Source organism: Pseudomonas rossensis (genome assembly GCF_039888995.1).
Classification (GTDB): Bacteria; Pseudomonadota; Gammaproteobacteria; order Pseudomonadales; family Pseudomonadaceae; genus Aquipseudomonas; species Aquipseudomonas rossensis.
The window spans coordinates 40340-58869 of record NZ_JBBWCB010000003.1; the positions used below are offsets into that span (position 1 = coordinate 40340).

The 18530-nt window shown below is 59.2% G+C and carries 16 protein-coding genes and 1 pseudogene; 5 read left to right on the top strand and 12 right to left on the bottom strand.

The window, feature by feature from the left end; genetic code table 11:
* Position 1: 1 nt before the first annotated feature.
* Positions 2 to 1000, top strand: a complete 999-nt coding sequence (locus tag WLY71_RS01730; protein ID WP_347802261.1) for an AraC family transcriptional regulator — start codon at positions 2 to 4, stop codon at positions 998 to 1000.
* 215 nt (positions 1001 to 1215) lie between these two features.
* On the opposite strand, the gene WLY71_RS01735 is transcribed toward WLY71_RS01730, so the two are convergent.
* The 4 genes from WLY71_RS01735 to WLY71_RS01750 form a co-directional block, all read right to left on the bottom strand.
* Entirely contained in the window at positions 1216 to 1578 is a 363-nt protein-coding gene (locus WLY71_RS01735) for a DUF6124 family protein (RefSeq protein ID WP_347802262.1), read from the bottom strand.
* Positions 1579 to 1991: 413 nt separating this feature from the next.
* Complete coding sequence (locus WLY71_RS01740) at positions 1992 to 3338, bottom strand: ATP-binding protein (protein WP_347802263.1); 1347 nt, start codon at positions 3336 to 3338, stop codon at positions 1992 to 1994.
* Positions 3335 to 4012, bottom strand: a complete 678-nt coding sequence (locus WLY71_RS01745; RefSeq protein WP_008029360.1) for a response regulator — start codon at positions 4010 to 4012, stop codon at positions 3335 to 3337. The genes WLY71_RS01740 and WLY71_RS01745 overlap by 4 nt, the downstream gene beginning before the upstream one ends.
* Positions 4013 to 4128: 116 nt before the next feature.
* The gene (locus WLY71_RS01750) at positions 4129 to 4731 is read right to left on the bottom strand and encodes a porin family protein (protein ID WP_149631649.1); all 603 of its coding nucleotides are present in this window, start codon (positions 4729 to 4731) and stop codon (positions 4129 to 4131) included.
* A 218-nt stretch (positions 4732 to 4949) separates the two neighbouring features.
* On the opposite strand from WLY71_RS01750, the pseudogene WLY71_RS31210 reads away from it, so the two are divergent.
* Positions 4950 to 5153: pseudogene (locus WLY71_RS31210) on the top strand (dienelactone hydrolase family protein); the annotation flags it as partial.
* 289 nt (positions 5154 to 5442) lie between these two features.
* The gene (locus tag WLY71_RS01760; RefSeq protein ID WP_347802264.1) at positions 5443 to 6168 is read left to right on the top strand and encodes a 4'-phosphopantetheinyl transferase family protein; all 726 of its coding nucleotides are present in this window, start codon (positions 5443 to 5445) and stop codon (positions 6166 to 6168) included.
* A 126-nt stretch (positions 6169 to 6294) separates the two neighbouring features.
* Here the strand turns inward: WLY71_RS01760 and WLY71_RS01765 are convergent, their stop codons facing one another.
* Both WLY71_RS01765 and WLY71_RS01770 read right to left on the bottom strand, forming a co-directional pair.
* Complete coding sequence (locus tag WLY71_RS01765) at positions 6295 to 7905, bottom strand: ATP-binding protein (protein WP_095132467.1); 1611 nt, start codon at positions 7903 to 7905, stop codon at positions 6295 to 6297.
* Complete coding sequence (locus tag WLY71_RS01770) at positions 7902 to 8615, bottom strand: response regulator (protein ID WP_046046510.1); 714 nt, start codon at positions 8613 to 8615, stop codon at positions 7902 to 7904. The genes WLY71_RS01765 and WLY71_RS01770 overlap by 4 nt, the downstream gene beginning before the upstream one ends.
* A gap of 739 nt (positions 8616 to 9354) precedes the next feature.
* Between WLY71_RS01770 and WLY71_RS01775 the strand changes: the two genes are divergently transcribed.
* Positions 9355 to 12249 (top strand): ribonucleoside-diphosphate reductase subunit alpha, encoded by a 2895-nt coding sequence (locus tag WLY71_RS01775; RefSeq protein WP_347802265.1) that lies wholly within the window; start codon positions 9355 to 9357, stop codon positions 12247 to 12249.
* 258 nt (positions 12250 to 12507) lie between these two features.
* On the opposite strand, the gene flgE is transcribed toward WLY71_RS01775, so the two are convergent.
* The 6 genes from flgE to WLY71_RS01805 form a co-directional block, all read right to left on the bottom strand.
* Positions 12508 to 13812 carry a flagellar hook protein FlgE gene (gene flgE, locus WLY71_RS01780; RefSeq protein WP_347802266.1) on the bottom strand — a complete coding sequence of 435 codons (1305 nt, stop codon included), beginning with the start codon at positions 13810 to 13812 and terminating at the stop codon, positions 12508 to 12510.
* Positions 13813 to 13843: 31 nt separating this feature from the next.
* Positions 13844 to 14566: a flagellar hook assembly protein FlgD gene (gene flgD / locus WLY71_RS01785; RefSeq protein ID WP_347802267.1), complete on the bottom strand. Its 723-nt coding sequence runs from the start codon at positions 14564 to 14566 to the stop codon at positions 13844 to 13846.
* A gap of 15 nt (positions 14567 to 14581) precedes the next feature.
* Positions 14582 to 15025, bottom strand: coding sequence for a flagellar basal body rod protein FlgC (gene flgC / locus WLY71_RS01790; RefSeq protein ID WP_347802268.1), 444 nt, complete (start codon positions 15023 to 15025; stop codon positions 14582 to 14584).
* Between the two features lie 3 nt (positions 15026 to 15028).
* The gene (flgB, locus tag WLY71_RS01795; protein WP_347802269.1) at positions 15029 to 15436 is read right to left on the bottom strand and encodes a flagellar basal body rod protein FlgB; all 408 of its coding nucleotides are present in this window, start codon (positions 15434 to 15436) and stop codon (positions 15029 to 15031) included.
* A gap of 362 nt (positions 15437 to 15798) precedes the next feature.
* Entirely contained in the window at positions 15799 to 16626 is an 828-nt protein-coding gene (cheR, locus tag WLY71_RS01800) for a protein-glutamate O-methyltransferase CheR (RefSeq protein ID WP_008147958.1), read from the bottom strand.
* 46 nt (positions 16627 to 16672) lie between these two features.
* Entirely contained in the window at positions 16673 to 17605 is a 933-nt protein-coding gene (locus tag WLY71_RS01805) for a chemotaxis protein CheV (RefSeq protein WP_129437603.1), read from the bottom strand.
* A gap of 82 nt (positions 17606 to 17687) precedes the next feature.
* Between WLY71_RS01805 and flgA the strand changes: the two genes are divergently transcribed.
* The gene (flgA, locus tag WLY71_RS01810) at positions 17688 to 18449 is read left to right on the top strand and encodes a flagellar basal body P-ring formation chaperone FlgA (protein WP_347802270.1); all 762 of its coding nucleotides are present in this window, start codon (positions 17688 to 17690) and stop codon (positions 18447 to 18449) included.
* Positions 18450 to 18530: the final 81 nt, after the last annotated feature.

An 18530-nucleotide genomic window follows, 5' to 3' on the forward strand; every position in this document is an offset into this window, starting at 1 on the left:
TATGCGCGAACGCACCATCGCCAGCCATTTCGCCCGCGCCGCCCTCGGTGGCGCGCGTCGGCGTGGCTACGACTATTCAAGTCTGTTGCAGCAACTGGGGATCAGCCCCGAGTTGCTTGAGGAGCCGCGCGCCCGAATCGCACCCGAGCAGTTCGCTCGATTGATCCAGGGGCTGTGGCTGGCCTTGGACGACGAATACCTGGGCTTCGGACAGGCGCCGAGCAAACCCGGCAGCTTCGCGATGATGTGCCATGCGGTGATCCACTGCCGCAATCTGGAGAAAGCACTCCACCGCGGCCTATTGTTTTACAGCTTATTCCCCGACAGCCCGCGTCTGACCCTGACCCGCGAAGACGACATGATCCGCCTCAGCCTCGACGATTCGCAGTTCCGCGACCCCGACCACTTCCTCACCGAGAGCCAGCTGATGGTGTGGCATCGACTCGGCAGCTGGCTGATCGGCCAGCGCATTCGGCTGGAACAGGCGACGTTCAGCTACCCGAAACCCGAGCACGGCGCCGAATACGATTTGCTGTTCCCCTGCCCGATGGAGTTTTCCACGACTCAGAGCAGCCTGCTGTTTCACAGTCGCTACCTGAACATGCCGCTGTTGCAGGACGAACGGACACTCAAACATTTCCTCGAACGCTCTCCCGCCGACCTGTTGTCGCGCCCGGACGACGGCGACAGTTTGAGCAGCCAGTTGCGCCGGTTGCTCAGCCGCGACAGTTCACGCTGGCCGGACCTGGAAGCAGTGGCCGCGAACTTGCACATCAGCCCGCAGACCTTGCGGCGGCATTTGCGGGAAGAAGGGTCGAGTTTTCAGGAATTGAAGGATCAGCTGCGGCGGGACATCGCGATTTATCACCTGGGGCGGGCGGATTTGTCGTTGCAGCAGATTGCCGAGCAACTGGGGTTTTCCGAGCCTTCGGCGTTTCACCGGGCGTTCAAGAAGTGGACCGGGTTGACGCCCGGGGCTTACCGCGCGCAAGAGAACTGAGTTCTTGCGCTGGTTTTTCGGGCGTAGCCACTGACCCCATCGCGAGCAAGCTCGCTCCCACATTTAACCTTCAGTGAACACAGCATTTGTGTACGACAGAAATAAAAAGTGGGAGCGAGCTTGCTCGCGATGAGGCCCTAAAGAACACCGCATAGCTCTTGCAACCAGCAATGCTTTTGTGGCGTTCCGACAAGCCCCCTCGCCACAGGTCCACGCTAGCCTTGCGGATCGATGTTATCCAGCGCCCGATTTACCGCCAGCTCCCCCAGCATGATGATCTGCGCAATACCCAACAGCGAATTGCGACTCGGCCCCTCCATATGATCCGCCAGGTCCATGGTCATGACATTGGCCGAGGCCAGCGACTCGCACGCGTGGGCCAGCAGGGTTTCGGTATCGAGCTCCGGGTTGACGATGAACATGGTGCCGGGTGTGCGCGGGGAGGCTTTGATGTGGGCGGCCGGGTTGAGGTAGTAATCGAGGGCGCGGTCGGCGGCTTCGTTGAGTATTTTGGAATCGGGGGTTTCGTGCGGGCAAACCGTGTCGGTTTCCGGGGGGTTGGGTGTGATCTTGAACATTTGAGCTCCTAGAGTGATGGAGCCGCAACGTATCGCTGCTAAACGAAAAAGGGGTGGCGGCTGTACGCGGGTTAGCAGACCAGGACTCTAGAACCCGGCGCACCGAAGTGCCCCACGCAAAGCCGCCATAACATCAGGGAGACGATAGAGCCCCAGACCCAAGGCGCACAAGCCGGCGGATTCTGGCGTAGACGTAGGCAGCGGCGCAAGGATGTGTAGCCTGAGTGAGTGTCTGGAGATGTGTTTTAAACACCGCTGTTTATAGGTCTTATCTGCACGTTTTGTAGTGAATGGGCCGGCCTCTTCGCGGGCAAGCCCGCTCCCACAGGTTTCGAGTCCGAACACAAAATTTGTGTACGACATAGCCCACTGTGGGAGCGGGCTTGCCCGCGAAGAGGCCCGTAAGAACACCATCAAACCACCGGAAAATGAATCCGGAACGCCGCCCCACCCATCGGCGAATCCCCCAGCGTCAACTTGGCGCTGTAGCTCTCGATAATGTCCTTGACCACCGCCAACCCAATCCCCTGCCCCGGATGCTGGCGATCCAGCCGCTCTCCCCTTTGCAGAATCCGCGCTCGCTGATCCGGTGGCACACCCGGCCCGTCATCCTCAACGCACAACTCAACCCCGCCAAGGCTTTCACTCACGCTGATGCGCACTTCGCCGAGGCACAGGCGATAGGCGTTTTCCAGCAGGTTGCCCATCATTTCCAGCAAGGCGCCCTGTTCGATCGGCACGTAACACTGTTCCGGCAGATCGAAAGCCACCCGCACGCGTTTGTCGCGGTAGACCTTGTCCAGTGTGTCGCACAGGCTTTGCAGCACCGGGCGCAGGCGTACCTGATGGCGCACAAGACCGCTTTTGCGCAGGCTGGCGCGTTGCAGTTGATAGCTGATCTGCTGGCTCATGCGTTCGATCTGGGTTTGCAGCACCCAGGCCTGATCGCGATCGGCCGGGCGCTGGGCCATGTCTTCGCTGACGCCTTGCAGCACGGTCAGCGGGGTTTTCAGGCTGTGGGCCAGGTCGTCGAGGGAATCGCGATAGCGGCTGCGTTGTTCGCGCTCGCTGTGCAGCAAGCGGTTGAGGGAGCCGGTCAGGCGCAGCAGTTCGCGCGGGTGTTGTTCGCTGAGGCTTTCGCGAGTGCCGCTTTCGATCTCGTCCAGCTCCTGACTGAGCCGGCGCAATGCCTGCAAGCCCCAGGTCAGGCCGATCCACAGCAGCGTGAGCAACACCAGCAAGGCTGCACCGAATCCGAGGTAGAGGTTTTCCCGCAGGCCTTCGAGGGTGGCTTCGTACTCGCGCACCGGTTGCAGCGCGACGATGCTGAACGCAGCGCTCTTGCCGCCGAGCAGTTTGACCTCGACGTCATAGACGAAGAATTCCTGGCCGTTGGCTTCGCTGATCCTTGCGAACTCGTTACCGCGTCCGTCGTAACGCGGTTTGTAGTTGATGTTCTCTTCCTGGGTGCCTTTCGAGCGCCAGACCAGATGCCCTTCGCGGTCATAGATGTAACCAAGCAAACGGCCGTCAGTGAGGTTGAAGCGCTCATCGGGCAACTGCGCCGGCATCTGCAAGCGGTTGTTCTCCACCCGGGCGGCGGAGATCAGGGTGGTGACGTCCGACGCCAGGCGCTGTTCGATCGAGTCCTGCAACGCGAGGCTGAACGCGCCCTGCATCGCCGGCAGCAACGCCAGCATGAACAACACCGCCAGGATCGTGGCGGCGAGCATCAACCGGACACGAAGAGAACGAATCAAGTGCAGCGCTCATTGAACAGGTAGCCGAGGCCACGCACGGTATCGATCGGTTTGAAGCCGGCCGGGCCTTCAAGTTTGCGGCGCAGACGGCCGACCAACACTTCGATCACGTTCGGATCGCGCTCGTCGTCGTCCGGGTAGAGCTGCTCCATCAAGCGATCCTTGGCCACCACTTGCTGGTGATGCCGCATCAGGTACTCGAGGATCCGATACTCGTACGCCGTCAGCGCCAGCGGTTGTTCATCGAGGGACGCCTGTTTGCGATTGAGGTCCAGCAGCAACGGCCCGGCGACGATGGTCGACTGGGTGAAACCGCTGGAACGGCGCAATAACGCGTTCAGCCGGGCATCGAGTTCTTCGAACTGGAACGGCTTGACCACGTAATCGTCGGCGCCGGCGGCGAGGCCTTCGACCTTGTCCTGCCAGTTGCCGCGGGCGGTGAGGATCAGGATCGGGAAGGTCTTGCCGCGCGAGCGCAGTTGACGAATCAGGTCGAGCCCGCCCATGCCCGGCAGGCCGAGGTCGATCACCGCCAGGTCATGGTTGAACTGCTCGGTCTGGTACAGCGCCTCTTCGGCATTGGCCACGGACTCGACCACGTGGCCGCTGTCTGTCAGACGGGTTTGCAGGTGATGGCGCAACAGCGCTTCATCTTCGACGACCAGCAGTTTCATAACGCTCTCCCAGGCAAATCATCATCTCCAGAGGCATGCGTACCTCGATGGCTAACATGGCGACGCCGGATCAGTCTTTTGGATTGATCCGGCGCAGGCCTTTTCGGACGCGCTTCTTAGAAAGCGTAGTTCGCCGACAGGTAGGTCTGAGCGCTGCTGGTCAGGTCCAGCGAACCCTGTTTGCTGCCACCGCGCTCGCTCATCTCGGTGCTGGCGTTGCTGCGCAGGTAACGGTAACCCAGTTCCACCGAGGTGTTCTGCGAAACCTGTTGCAGGACACCCAACTGGCCGCCGATGGCGTAACCGATGTCGCTGTCGCGGCTGAAGCCTGGCGAATCCTGAGTCATTTTGGTCAAACCGGCCGTGGCGCCGCCGAACAGCTTGGTGCTGCCGCCCACCGGGTAGAACAGATCGTAACTGCCCAGGAGGTTTTCCTGACGCAGTTTAATGCCATTGTGCGAGCCCGACACGTTGTCGTAAGTGGCGTAGTAGCGGCCCTGGCTGTTTTGCTGGCCCAGACGCACACCCCAGGTGTTGTCTTTGCCGATCACGCCGTCAGCGTTCGGGCTGTTGAGGTTGTCGTTCAGGGCGTGGGACTTTTTGACCTTGTCGCTGGTTTGTCCAAAAGTAAGGCTGGCGAAATTGTCGTCGGAAGCGAAAGCCGCGGTACTCGCGCTCAGGACAGTGAAAGCCAGAAGCAGTTTTTTGAAGCCAGTCATAGGGGGAGTTCCTTATGTGCTATTTGCTATTTGGGTACGGGGCAAGGTTACTCACCCGGCCCTGAACTCCCCCTGAACGCACTCTGAACCTGAGCTGAATCAAATCGACTCAGCTGTTTTGATGACTTTTTTGCTGGAGACCCGACGATGCGTATTTCCCTCGCCCTGGTATTACTGGCCTTGAGCGGGCTCAGCCAAGCCGCTATCAAGACTCAGGAAATTCTCTATCCAAGCGTCGCGCCCGTGATCTCGCCGGTCTGGGTTACAGCGCGCTGGCCATCGACATGTATGGCGATGGCAAAAACACTGAGCATCCCAAGGACGCCATGGCGTTCATGCAGGCTGCGTTGAAAGACAGTGGCGCGGCGAGCGCGCGCTTTCAGGCCGGGCTCGATCTGCTGAAGAAACAGCCGCAAACCGATCAGTAATCCTGATGCGGATCGTCTGAGCCATGGCGATCATGCCGGGCCGGATATTGGCTACAACAAAGTGGCGGATGAAAAATCCTGGGCGGATATGCAGGCGTTCTTCAAGAAGATTTTTGGTTGAGCCGGTAGACCGCGGCGGGGCCATCGCGAGCAAGCTCGCTCCCACAGGGATTTATGGTGCTACATAGATCCAGTGTGGGAGCGAGCCTGCTCGCGAAGGCCACGACGCCGATCTGAACCTTTGCACTACCCAGCCCGAGAGCAACCCGGCAAAATGCCCCACATGAATCGCGCCCCCGCCCTCCCCGTCTGCTGCACTCCACTCGATGCCCATTGGCCGCTGCCGTTTGCGCTGCCCGATACGGTGCTGTTGAGCACTCACTTCGATACCTCGCAACTGGCCAGCGATGATTTCCAGCGCAGCGCCATCGAGCCGCCGCCCACCATCCAGCGTTCGGTCGCCAAGCGTCAGGCGGAGTTCCTCGCCGGGCGGGTTTGCGCTCGGGCGGCGTTGCAACAGTTGGAAGGGCTAAGCTTCATCCCGGCCATCGGCGAGGACCGGGCACCGGTGTGGCCGACGCACATCACGGGTTCGATCACCCACAGCACCGGCCGGGCCTCGGCGATTGTCGCGAAGAAAACCCACTGGCGCGGCCTGGGGATGGACCTGGAAAATCTGCTCAACCCTGAACGGGCCGAACGACTGGCCGGGGAAATCCTCACCCCACCTGAGTTGCAACGCATGACCGCTGGCCGTCGCGATCAGTTGGCGATGCTGGTAACCCTGACGTTTTCGGTGAAGGAAAGCCTGTTCAAGGCGCTGTATCCGATCGTTCAGCAGCGCTTTTATTTTGAACATGCTGAAATGTTGGAGTGGACCGAAAGCGGTGAAGTGCGGCTGCGGCTGCTGACTGATTTGTCCAGCGAATGGCGCAATGGCACTGAGCTGGATGCGCAGTTCGGGGTGGTGGATGGGCAGTTGTTGAGTCTGGTCAGCATCAAGGCCTGAATATTTATAGCGTCTGTGAGGGCCCCATCGCGAGCAAGCTCGCTCCCACATTGGATCTATGCAATACCACAAATCCCTGTGGGAGCGAGCTTGCTCGCGATGAGGCCAGAACAGACACCAACAATCTCACCGCTTCTCCTGATTCCTCGGCCAGCTCAGGCTGAAACACGCCCCACCCAAACTCTTGCTCTTGCTGATCAACGCCCGGCCATCATGCCAATGGATGATTCGCCGCACGATGGACAGCCCCAACCCATGCCCACCGGAGGCGCGGGTGCGGCTGTCATCGAGGCGCAGGAATGGTGTGAAAATCTTCTCCCAGGCCGTTTCCGGTACGCCCGGCCCGTCATCCTCGACATCCACTCGACAGCGCTGCTGCCCGACCTGATAGCTGACGGTCACCCGTGATTGGGCGTGGCGCATGGCGTTGCTCACCAGGTTCTGCAACGCCCGGTGCAGGTAACGCGGCTCGGCCTCGACCCAGGCGTCGTCGTTGTCAGCGGCGGACAAACACAAACCGCGCTGCACCGTGACCTCGGCGCGTAACGGCGCCAGTTCTTCGATCACCTGATTGACCAACGCATCCAGATCGATCCGCTGAAAATTCAGCGCCGGCGAACCCTGCTCCAGTCGTGCGTAGGTGAGCATCTCGTCCACCAGTCGATCGAGATCTTCGATGTCGTGGTCCATGCCTTCACAGTATTTTTCCAACGCCTGCGGCGTGGTGGCCGAGCCGATCATTTCCAGACCAAAACGCAACCGCGCCACGGGTGTGCGCAGCTCATGAGACACAGCGCGCACCAGCTCACGCTGGATCGCCAGCAACTGCTGCAAGTGCTCGGCCATGCCGTTGAACGCCGAGGCCAGCCGTCCCACCGAGTCCGCGCCGCGTGCCGGCACGCGGGTTTCCAGGCTGCCCTTGGCGATGCGCGTGGCGGCCGCTTCCAGGCCACGCAAACGGCGTTCAAGTTGGCGCACCAACAAATAGACGATCAAACCGATCAGGCTCAAACCCAGGGCGGCGATCAGCACCAGCCACTCCGGCGGATAAGGATTCATCTGATACAACGGACCGATTTCCAGCACCCACGGCGTACCGACCATGCCGGCAAATACCCGGATCGAATCGCCGCCCTTGCCCAGCGCCATCACCGTGTCGCCCTCAGACACCCGGCGACTCTGGTCCTCGTCCATGTCCGCCTGTTCGATCGTCACCAGCCGCAAGTCGAAACCAAACCCTTTATCGCGCTTCAACTGCGCCAGGCGCTCGGGCTGCTCGGCCACCGGGTAGCGCACCAGTTCGTCGGCCAGCAGGTAAATAGTCGCCCGGGCCAGTTGTTCGCTGATCTGTTGGACTTCACCGGTCAGCACCAGCTGTTCCTTGTCGCTGACCAGTCGATACACCTTCGCTGCATGCGGACCGGTCTGCTCCACCAGCGCCTGACCGCGGAGCACTCGGGTGCGCTGGGTGAGGTCGAGGTCGGTTTGTGCAAAGGTCTTCAGCGCCAGAGGAATCCCCAACAACCGTTCCCACACCAGCAAGGCACGGTGGCGCTCGGTTTCGTTCATCGGGTTCAGATTGTCGGCCATCAGCGAGAACGTGCCGTGGGCGAGGCGTTCGCGGTATTGCTCGCCGCGCACCTGGTTGAGCAGGTGCAAGGCCAGCACGCCGAGTACCGCCACCAGAATCAGCGCCGCGCACATGCCGCCATAAATGCGCAGGAAGATCGAGTTCACAGCGTGCAGGCTTCAGGAACGAACAGATAACCTTTGCTGCGAATGGTCTTGATCAGCCGCGGATGCTCCGGGTCATCGCCGATTTTCGGGCGAATGCGCGAGATGCGCACATCGATGGAACGGTCCTGGCCGTCATAGCCAATGCCACGCAGTGCGGTGAAAATCTCTTCCCGGGACAGGATGCGTCCGGCGTTGGCGACCAGCAGCCAGAGCAAATCGAACTCGGCGCTGGTCAACTCGATGCCGTTGTCGTTCAGCCAGGCTTCGCGCAATGCGTTGTCGACCACCAAGGGACCGAACTGCAGACGCCGTTGTTTTTCCGGCGCCACTTCAGGAGTTTCACTGCGTCGCAACAGGGCCTGGATGCGCGCCAGCAGCAGTCGTGGGCGAACGGGTTTGCACACGTAGTCGTCGGCGCCCAGGTCCAGGCCAAGAATCTGATCGGTGTCGTCGGTGCGGGCGGTGAGCATCAGGATCGGGCCGTCATACTTGTCGCGGACCTTGCGGCAGATGCTCAGGCCGTCTTCGCCCGGCAACATGAGGTCGAGGATCACCAGGTCCGGTTTCTCCTTGATGATCCGTGCCGCGGCCAAGGCGCCGTTGCCCTCGATCGATACGCGCAGACCATTGGCTTCCAGGTAGTCGCGGGTCAGTTCGGCCAGACGCTGGTCGTCCTCCACAATCAATACCTGCCAGGCTTCTTGCTCCACGGTGACCTCTGCTTGCCAACAACACTTAATAAGGAAGGATCCGCCCGTCTTTTTGTAATGATTGGGGAGGATAAGAATGCATCTGCATTGGCCGATTGTATAAACGCCGCTCGCCAAGAACACAAGCCGGTAAATGCGTTCGGACAACGCGGTTTTTTGTGATAGGGTTCGCGCCCTTAAAAATCCAAATGACCGTTTTCAATCATTGAAAATCAGTGAAAAACGGTCCGCTCCAGCTAGGTCGCGGCCTACACGCTCGTTCTACGTTTCACACACAATTTACGCACAGGTTTATCCACAGGTAGTACGTTGCAACACCCTCCAAAACGCATTATCTTGTACCTCGCCGCGAAAAAAACCCTACATGTAGGGTTTTACGCCAAAAACCAAACACAAACCGGACACCGATTTCAAGCGCTTTTATTGCCTCTTTCCGGTTGAACCAAACGTATTTTTGAAAGACCAAACCGCGCGTGCGGATGGCTACTGTTTTTGAGCCGAAAACGGCGTTAACGGTACGGGTGTTGCAGTCAATTACTGTCACCCAAAAGGATCCCGGTTTCAGGTTCAAGGCCTGGGACCAAAGACTTCGGCATGGAAGCGGCGCCCCAATTGCCCCTTCCTGATCTGTCCCGAAGTTGGTATGCCCGGCCCCTCGCCGGTTGTAGTGCTTCAGGACGGAACGGTGGGCACCGTGATGGTGCCCAAACAAACATAGAGAATGTGGAGACAACCCCCCATGCAAACCGACACAACTCGCGAGAACCCGCAGGGCACCTTGCCGCAGGCCGCTGATTCGACTTCGGATCTGTCCGCCACCGCGCCTGGCCAACTGCGCGTGATCAAGCGTAACGGCACTGTCGTTCCTTACACCGATGACAAGATCACCGTCGCCATCACCAAAGCGTTTCTCGCAGTTGAGGGCGGCACCGCTGCCGCTTCGTCGCGAATCCACGACACCGTTGCCCGTCTGACCGAACAAGTCACCGCGACCTTCAAGCGTCGCATGCCATCGGGCGGCACGATCCACATCGAAGAAATCCAGGACCAGGTCGAACTGGCCCTGATGCGTGCCGGCGAGCAGAAAGTGGCGCGTGACTATGTGATCTACCGTGACGGTCGTTCGAAAGAACGCGCTGCCCACGCACCGGCCGAAGAAGCGGTCAACGCTCACCCGTCGATCCGCATCACCCGCGCCGATGGCACCTTTGCTCCTCTGGACATGGGCCGCCTGAACACCATCGTTACCGAAGCGTGCGAAGGTCTTGCAGAAGTCGACGGCGACCTGATCCAGCGCGAAACCCTGAAAAACCTGTACGACGGCGTGGCTCTGACCGACGTCAACACCGCGTTGGTGATGACCGCCCGTACGCTGGTCGAGCGTGAGCCGAACTACTCGTTCGTCACCGCCCGCCTGCTGATGGACACCCTGCGTGCCGAAGGCCTGAGCTTCCTGGAAGTCGCCGAAAGCGCGACCCACCACGAAATGGTCGACCTGTACGCCAAGGCCCTGCCTTCGTACATCGCCAAGGGTATTGAATTCGAATTGCTGAACCCGGTCCTGGCTACCTTCGACCTGGAAAAACTCGGCAAGGCGATCAACCACGAGCGCGATCAGCAATTCACTTACCTGGGCCTCCAAACCCTGTACGACCGTTACTTCATCCACAAGGACGGTATCCGCTTCGAACTGCCACAAATCTTCTTCATGCGCGTGGCCATGGGCCTGGCGATCGAAGAGAAGCAGAAAGAAGACCGTGCGATCGAGTTCTACAACCTGCTGTCGTCCTTCGACTACATGTCGTCGACCCCGACCCTGTTCAACGCCGGTACTCTGCGTCCACAGCTGTCGAGCTGCTACCTGACCACCGTGCCGGATGACCTGTCGGGCATCTACCACGCGATCCACGACAACGCCATGTTGTCGAAATTTGCGGGCGGCCTGGGCAACGACTGGACCCCGGTTCGTGCACTCGGTTCATACATCAAGGGCACCAACGGTAAATCCCAGGGCGTTGTTCCGTTCCTGAAAGTCGTGAACGACACCGCCGTCGCCGTTAACCAGGGTGGCAAGCGCAAAGGCGCTGTCTGTGCCTACCTGGAAACCTGGCACATGGACATCGAAGAGTTCATCGAGCTGCGCAAGAACACCGGTGATGACCGTCGTCGCACCCACGACATGAACACGGCCAACTGGATCCCTGACCTGTTCATGAAGCGCGTCTTCGATGACGGCAAGTGGACCCTGTTCTCGCCGTCCGAAGTGCCGGACCTGCACGACCTGACCGGCAAGGCCTTCGAAGAGCGTTACGAGTACTACGAAGCCCTGTCCGAGTACCCGGGCAAGATCAAGCTGTTCAAGACCATCCAGGCCAAAGACCTGTGGCGCAAAATGCTGTCCATGCTGTTTGAAACCGGCCACCCATGGCTGACCTTCAAAGACCCGTGCAACCTGCGCAGCCCGCAGCAGCACGTCGGCGTGGTTCACAGCTCAAACCTGTGCACCGAGATCACCTTGAACACCAACAAGGACGAGATCGCCGTTTGCAACCTGGGCTCGATCAACCTGCCGAACCACATCACCAACGGCAAGCTCGACACCGCCAAGCTGGAACGCACCGTGAACACCGCCGTTCGCATGCTCGATAACGTTATCGACATCAACTACTACTCGGTGCCACAAGCGAAGAACTCCAACTTCAAGCACCGTCCGGTCGGTCTGGGCATCATGGGCTTCCAGGACGCGCTGTACCTGCAGCACATTCCTTACGGTTCCGACGCTGCCGTCGAGTTCGCCGACAAGTCGATGGAAGCGGTCAGCTACTACGCGATCCAGGCTTCCTGCGACCTGGCCGACGAGCGCGGCGCCTACGAGACGTTCCAGGGTTCGCTGTGGTCCAAAGGCATCCTGCCGCTGGATTCGCAACAGATCCTGATCGAGCAACGTGGCCAGAAGTACATCGACGTTGACCTGAACGAATCCCTGGACTGGGCACCGGTTCGTGCCCGCGTTCAGAAAGGCATTCGTAACTCCAACATCATGGCCATCGCACCGACCGCGACCATCGCCAACATCACTGGCGTATCGCAGTCGATCGAACCGACCTACCAGAACCTCTACGTGAAATCGAACCTGTCGGGCGAATTCACCGTAATCAACCCGTACCTGGTTCGCGACCTGAAGGCTCGCGGTCTGTGGGACTCGGTCATGATCAACGACCTGAAGTACTACGACGGTTCGGTGCAACAGATCGAGCGCATCCCGCAAGAACTCAAAGAGCTCTACGCGACAGCCTTCGAAGTGGACACCAAGTGGATCGTTGACGCGGCAAGCCGTCGTCAGAAGTGGATCGACCAGGCTCAATCGCTGAACCTGTACATCGCTGGTGCATCGGGCAAGAAGCTGGACGTGACCTACCGCATGGCCTGGTACCGCGGTCTGAAAACCACTTACTACCTCCGTGCCCTGGCCGCAACCAGCACCGAGAAGTCGACCATCAACACCGGCAAGCTGAACGCTGTTTCCAGCGGCGGCAACCACGGTGAAGATTCGGTCCTGACAGCACCTGCCGGCCCTGCTCCAGTGCCGAAGGCTTGCGCCATCGACGAGCCGGATTGCGAAGCTTGCCAATAAGCTGAGCCGGTAGGCGCCGCAAGGCGCTGACTCGAAACCCCCGACAGGCCTCTGGTTTGTCGGGGGTTTTCTTTTGCCTGCGAGGAAGCAGGATCAAAAGATCGCAGCCTCGTTGCACTCGACAGCTCCTACATAAAACCGCGTTCACCTGTAGGAGCTGTCGAGTGCAACGAGGCTGCGATCTTTTGATCTTTATCCAGCCCACAAAAAGCCCCTCGATCGAGGGGCTCTTTATGCAGCGCTTTCAGCTAACCCGCATCAGGTCATCTGAATGATGGTCTGCATGATGGTGCTCTGAGTCGAGATGGTCTTGGCGTTCGCCTGGTAGTTGCTCTGCGCCTTAATCAGGTCGACCAGTTCATTGGTCAGGTTGACGTTGGACTCTTCCAGTGAGTTGGAGTGGATCTCGCCCAAGGTCCCGGTGTTCGGCGCATCGTAGCCCGGGATACCCGACGAAAAGGTTTCTTTCCAACTGGTGCCGCCTACAGGCTGCAAACCTTGTTCGTTAGTGAAGCTAGCGAGCGAGATCTGGCCGATGGGCTTGGTCTGGCTGTTGCTGAAGTTGGCGAGCATCACACCGCTGGTGTCGATGGTCAGGTTGGTGATCTGGCCGGTGGCGTAGCCGTTCTGCGAAGGAATCGAACGCGCGGTATCAGCGTTGTACTGCGAGGTTTTGTCCATGGAGACCGTAACGACGCCGGAGGCAGCGCCGTTGGCTTTCCACACGCCATTGGTCACGGTACCCGGAATCCAGCCGGTGACTTTCAGGTCAGGGCTGACAATCGGCGTAGGGGTGGCAGGAGTGGTGACGGAAACCAGTTTGCCTGACGAATCGAACGCCATGGTCGACGCGACAGGAGGAGTAAGGGTAGGGTCGCTGCCATCCGGGTTGCGACCCTCGATCAGGGTGTAGGTCTTCCAGGTGTTGTCACCCGTCTTGACCATGTATTGATCCATGACGTGCTTGTTACCCTGGGTATCGTAAATCGGGGTACTAAACTGTTTGGTGAAGGACGCTTCCTTGGACGGGTCAAACGGGTTGGTCGTCTGGTTGATGATGGGAGCTGTGGAGTTCAGGTTGATCGTCGACGAAACCGTGGAGGTGTTTTTTGGCGCCAGGTTCGAAGTATCGATGCGCAGGTCAGTCAAAACGCCATTGAGGATCTTGCCATTGGCATCCACGCCATAACCCTGCAGACGCGCAGAGCCATCGCTATTGGTGACGTAACCGTCCTTGTCGACCTTGAACGTACCGGCACGGGTGTAGGACATCGAACCGTTCTCGCTCAGCACGAAGAAGCCGGAACCGTTGATGCCCATGTCCAGCACGTTGCCGGTGTTGTTGACGTCGCCCTGGGTGAACTGCTGGGAAACGTTGGCCAGGCGCACGCCGTTACCGATGGTTTTGCTGCCGGAACCCAGCTTGGTGGCCGAGTAAACGTCTTCGAATTCTGCACGGGACGATTTGAAACCGGTGGTCGCGACGTTGGCGATGTTGTTGCCGGTCACGTCCAGTTGTTTGTTGGCTGCATAGAGACCGCTAAGGCCGATATTGAAAGACATATTCCACTCCTTTGTGCCGTGTTAGTCGGCTCTACATACCAATGGTTTGTACTTTGGACAGAGCGATGCTGCCCGCCCCGGCCAGGTTGAGCATCAACTCACCGCCGGTCTGGCTGATGGTCACGCTGTTGACGGTGGCCGGCAGGTACGTCACCAGCGAGGTCGCCTTGCCGTCGTAGGTCGCCGTAGCGCCGAAGGTATAGGTACCCGCCTTGGCCACTTCGCCTGCATCGTTTTTTCCGTCCCAGATGAAAGTCGAAGTACCGGCGACCTCGCTGCCCAGGTCGATGGTGCGGACAACCTTGCCATCGGCATCGGTGATCTTGACCTTGACCGGGTCCACCGACGCCGGTACGGCAATGGTGCCGCTAAAACTCTTGGAGGTATCGACCACAGCCTTGTCGGCCGGTGCAATAACCGAACGCCCGACCAGCGACGACGCCTGCAACGCCTGGGACGAGTTGTAATTGCTGGCCAGGCCACTCACGGTGGTGTTGAGCGTGGTGATGCCTTCCAGGCTACTGAACTGGGCCAACTGGGCGACGAACTCGCCGTTGTCCTGCGGTTCCAGCGGATTCTGGTTTTTCAGCTGCGTTACCAGCAACTGCAGGAACGCATCCTTGCCCAGGGCCTTTTTGCCGGTGGCGCTGTTCGTTGCCGCCGCCAGGCCGTCGGCGCTGGTGTTGGTCTTGATCGAGGAGTTGGCCAGGATGTCCTTGAGGCTCAAACCACTGGTGGTATCGGTAACACTCATCTGAGTTGCCCCTTATCACTGACCGAGGGTCAGGACCTTCTGCATCATGGTTTTGGCGGTGTTCATCATTTCGGCGTTGGTCTGGAACGAACGGCTCGCGGAAATCATGTCAGCCATTTCTTCCACCACGTTGACGTTCGGGTAGTAGACGTAGCCCTTGGAGTCGGCCGCCGGATGGTTCGGCTCGTAGCGCGCTTCGAGGTTGCTCTGGTCTTCGACCACGCCCAGCACTTGCACGCCTTGACCGGCCGCGTCCTGGTTCTGGAACAGCGAGTCGCTGCCGCCGCTCTGGCCGCCCTGGAACATGGTGGCGAATACCGGGTGCCGTGCACGGTAGGTCTGGTCGATGCTCGACGAGACGGTTTCGGCGTTGGCGATGTTACTGGCGACGGTGTTCAAGCGAGTGGTCTGGGCACTCATGCCGCTACCGGCAATGTTGAAAACACTGGCTAGAGACATGACTTACTCTCCACGAAGGGCTGACACCAGCCCTTTGAATTTGCTGTTGAGCAGGGTGAAGCTGGCCTGGAAGTTGACCGCGTTTTCCGCGTAGTTCGACTGTTCCAGCTGGGCGTCCACGGTGTTCTGGTCGATCGACGGTTGCATCGGCGTGCGATACATCAGCGACTCGTCGCCATTGCCCAGGCCTTCGGCTTCGATATGACGGCTGTTGGTCATGTTCAAGGCGAAATTGCCGCTCTTGGTCTTCTCGTTCTGCTCGGCGAGCACTTTCGAGAAGTCCAGATCCCGAGCCTTGTAGTTCGGGGTGTCGGCGTTGGCGATGTTGTTGGCCAGGACTTCGGCACGCTGAGCGCGGAAGCCCAGGGCTTGTTCGTGGATACCGAGCGCTTTATCGAAGCTGATGCTCATGTCGGAAACCTTCGGGTGACCTGATTTTTCGTAACATGGACATAGCAAGCGTCGTGCCAATTGAAAAAAGCCCGTAAACCGGGGCTTTGCGGGCAGTGGCAATGTGGCAATGCCAGAAAAGCGGCAACCGATTTCCGCCGCCTGCCGCTTTTCTGCCGCTTTCACCCCCGCAGAACACCACATGACCCTGTGGGAGCGAGCCTGCTCGCGATAGCGGAGTGACAGGCACGAAAATGTCGGCTGAGATGACGCTATCGCGAGCAGGCTCGCTCCCACAGGGGAAAGCGGTGGTGTCGGAATATCATCAGGCAAAAAAAAACGGGAGCCCCTGAGGACTCCCGTTTTTTGATAACGCCAACGAATCACTTCGCCTGGTAAATGATCCCCGGGCTGCACTGGACCATCTGGTAATGATCCGGCAAACCGTTCAGCGCCTCGGAAGCACCGAGGAACAGATAACCGCCTGGCTTCAACGTGCTGTGAATGCGCAACAGGATGTCCTTCTTCACCTCGGCGGAGAAGTAGATCAGCACGTTGCGGCAGAACACGATGTCGAACTTGCCGAGGCTCGCGTAGCTGTCCAGCAGGTTGAACGAGCGAAACTCCACTCGGCTCTTGATCGGTGCCTTGATTGCCCAGCGTCCCGGCCCTTTCGGGTCGAAGTAACGTTGAAGGCGCTCGGGCGACAGGCCACGGCCGATGGCCAGGCTGTCGTACTCGCCGGTCTTGCAGTTGGTCAGCATGGTACCGGACAGGTCGGTGGCAACGATCTGCACACCCATCTTCAACTGGCCCATGTTCACGCGCTCGAACTCATCGATCGACATCGACAGCGAATACGGTTCCTGACCCGACGAACAGGCCGCAGACCAGATCCGCAGACGCTGGCCAGGGGCGGCCTTGATCGCTGCCGGCAACACCTTGTTCTTCAAGACTTCAAACGGATAGGTGTCACGAAACCACAAGGTTTCGTTGGTGGTCATGGCATCCACCACCATCTCGCGCAAACCGCTGCGCGGCTGGGTCTGGATGCGCTGGACCAGCTCACCCAGGGACTTGATGCCTTGCTGTTCCATCAGTTTGTTGAGACGGCTCGAGACCAGGTACTGCTTGTTTTCACCGAGCAAAATGCCACAGGCTTTTTCCAGGAAGACCCGGAACTGTTCGAAATCCAAATTACCCGTAGACAAAGATGCCGCCTCTTAAATCGTATTAACCGTTAGGGGCAAAAGGCCCCTAGCTGATGTCTGCTGCTTTGATCCGGTTGACTACCCGGGATGCCAGGTCATCAGGACGGAATTTGGCAAGGAAGTCATCGGCACCGACCTTCTTTACCATCGCCTGATTGAATACACCTGACAACGAAGTATGCAGGATGATGTGAAGCTTTTGCATGCGAGGGTCGCTGCGGATCTCGGCCGTGAGGGTGTACCCGTCCATCTCCGGCATCTCGATGTCGGAAATCATCATCAGGAACTCTTCTTCCGGCTTCTTGCCCTCGTCGACCAGCTTGCGCAGGTAATCCAGCGCTTGCCGACCGTCGTTCAACGCCACCACTTCGACACCGACCGTCTGCAGGCAACGGGTCACCTGCTTGCGCGCCACCGACGAGTCATCGACCGTCAGTACTCGCAAAGAGAGCGCCTTGTGCTGGGTTTCGACATCCACCACGCCAACGGAAATCGCTTCCGGAGTCGGCGCCACTTCTGCCAGCACTTTCTCGACGTCGATGATTTCGACTAACTGATTGTCGACCCGAGTCACAGCCGTCAGGTAATGATCGCGTCCCGTGCCCTTGGGTGGCGGATGAATCTCCTCCCAGTTCATGTTGACGATGCGTTCCACCGATCGCACCAGGAAACCCTGGGTCTTGGTGTTGTACTCCGTGATGATCACGAAGGGATTGCTTTGATCTTTCAGCGCACCGGAACCGGTCGCCATGGCCAGATCAAGAATCGGAATGGTCGCCCCCCGAATATTTGCCACACCGCACACGACAGGACTGGATTTTGGCATCAGCGTCAGTTTGGGGCATTGCAGCACCTCCCGAACCTTGAACACGTTGATCCCATAGAGCTGCTGGCCGTCGAGACGGAACAACAACAGCTCAAGGCGATTCTGCCCTACCAGTTGCGTGCGCTGGTTTACCGCATCCATTACACCAGCCATGCACAGACTCCTACACCAACGCTTAAGTGTGTTACGACGCGCATTCATCACTAAACGGCACGGCGCTTGCTTTTTAACTCTTATGAACACAGAACCGACATTTTTCCGACGCCTGACATCAAACGCCCGCAAATTGCTTTGCGCGGTGTCGGCCGTCTGCCTGTTCAACGCTGGCTGCCCTGCCCTTGCTAACGCGGTTACCTTGCCTGACATGCTTATCGGCGTCACTCAGGGCTTTCTTGAATTCACCGTAGAAGACTATCTGGCCACCAGTCAAACAGAAGGCCGCTACGAGATCGAGGTCAAGCAGCTTGATCCGCGGCTGCGCATGCCCATGTGCGACAAGGAATTGACAGCGTCCCTGGAGAGCCCGGCCACGCCGCTGGGTCGGGTTACGGTCAAGGTGCGCTGCGAGGGCGCGTCGCCCTGGACGGTCTTCGTACCCGCTCAAGTGCGCCTGTTTCGCGACATTGTGACCACCACCCGCCCGCTGCGACGCGCCGGTATCGTCGAGCCCCAGGATGTGACCCTGCGCGAGCGTGACATCAGTCTGATCAGCCAGGGTTACCTGACTTCCGTCGACCAGGCGATCGGGCAGAAACTTACCCGACCAATGGTCGCCGACCAGGTCATGACCCTGGTGCACATGGAACAGGCAGAAGTCATCAGCAAGGGCGACCAGGTGGTGATTACCGCCCGCAGTGGGACGCTCAGCGTGCGCATGCCGGGTGAAGCGCTGTCCAACGGCGGCTTGCGCGAACAGATTCGGGTGAAAAACCTCAACTCCCAGCGGGTCATCAAGGCGCAAGTCACCGCGCCCGGCCAGGTGGAAGTGGCCATGTAGAACACTGGCGCGCCGCTCGACTGTTCCCTAGACTGTGCCCTATGCAGGGCAAGCGCTGACGCGCGCAAGCTCATTGATAAA

Excerpts from the sequence above, each read along its gene's own strand:
- flgA (WP_347802270.1), top strand. The coding sequence starts at position 17,688 with ATGAACACAGAACCGACATTTTTCCGACGCCTGACATCAAACGCCCGC.
- WLY71_RS01730 (WP_347802261.1), top strand. The coding sequence starts at position 2 with ATGCGCGAACGCACCATCGCCAGCCATTTCGCCCGCGCCGCCCTCGGT.
- flgB (WP_347802269.1), bottom strand. The coding sequence starts at position 15,436 with ATGAGCATCAGCTTCGATAAAGCGCTCGGTATCCACGAACAAGCCCTG.
- WLY71_RS01775 (WP_347802265.1), top strand. The coding sequence starts at position 9,355 with ATGCAAACCGACACAACTCGCGAGAACCCGCAGGGCACCTTGCCGCAG.
- flgE (WP_347802266.1), bottom strand. The coding sequence starts at position 13,812 with ATGTCTTTCAATATCGGCCTTAGCGGTCTCTATGCAGCCAACAAACAA.
- flgC (WP_347802268.1), bottom strand. The coding sequence starts at position 15,025 with ATGTCTCTAGCCAGTGTTTTCAACATTGCCGGTAGCGGCATGAGTGCC.
- WLY71_RS01760 (WP_347802264.1), top strand. The coding sequence starts at position 5,443 with ATGAATCGCGCCCCCGCCCTCCCCGTCTGCTGCACTCCACTCGATGCC.
- WLY71_RS01805 (WP_129437603.1), bottom strand. The coding sequence starts at position 17,605 with ATGGCTGGTGTAATGGATGCGGTAAACCAGCGCACGCAACTGGTAGGG.
- flgD (WP_347802267.1), bottom strand. The coding sequence starts at position 14,566 with ATGAGTGTTACCGATACCACCAGTGGTTTGAGCCTCAAGGACATCCTG.
- WLY71_RS01735 (WP_347802262.1), bottom strand. The coding sequence starts at position 1,578 with ATGTTCAAGATCACACCCAACCCCCCGGAAACCGACACGGTTTGCCCG.
- WLY71_RS01750 (WP_149631649.1), bottom strand. The coding sequence starts at position 4,731 with ATGACTGGCTTCAAAAAACTGCTTCTGGCTTTCACTGTCCTGAGCGCG.
- WLY71_RS01745 (WP_008029360.1), bottom strand. The coding sequence starts at position 4,012 with ATGAAACTGCTGGTCGTCGAAGATGAAGCGCTGTTGCGCCATCACCTG.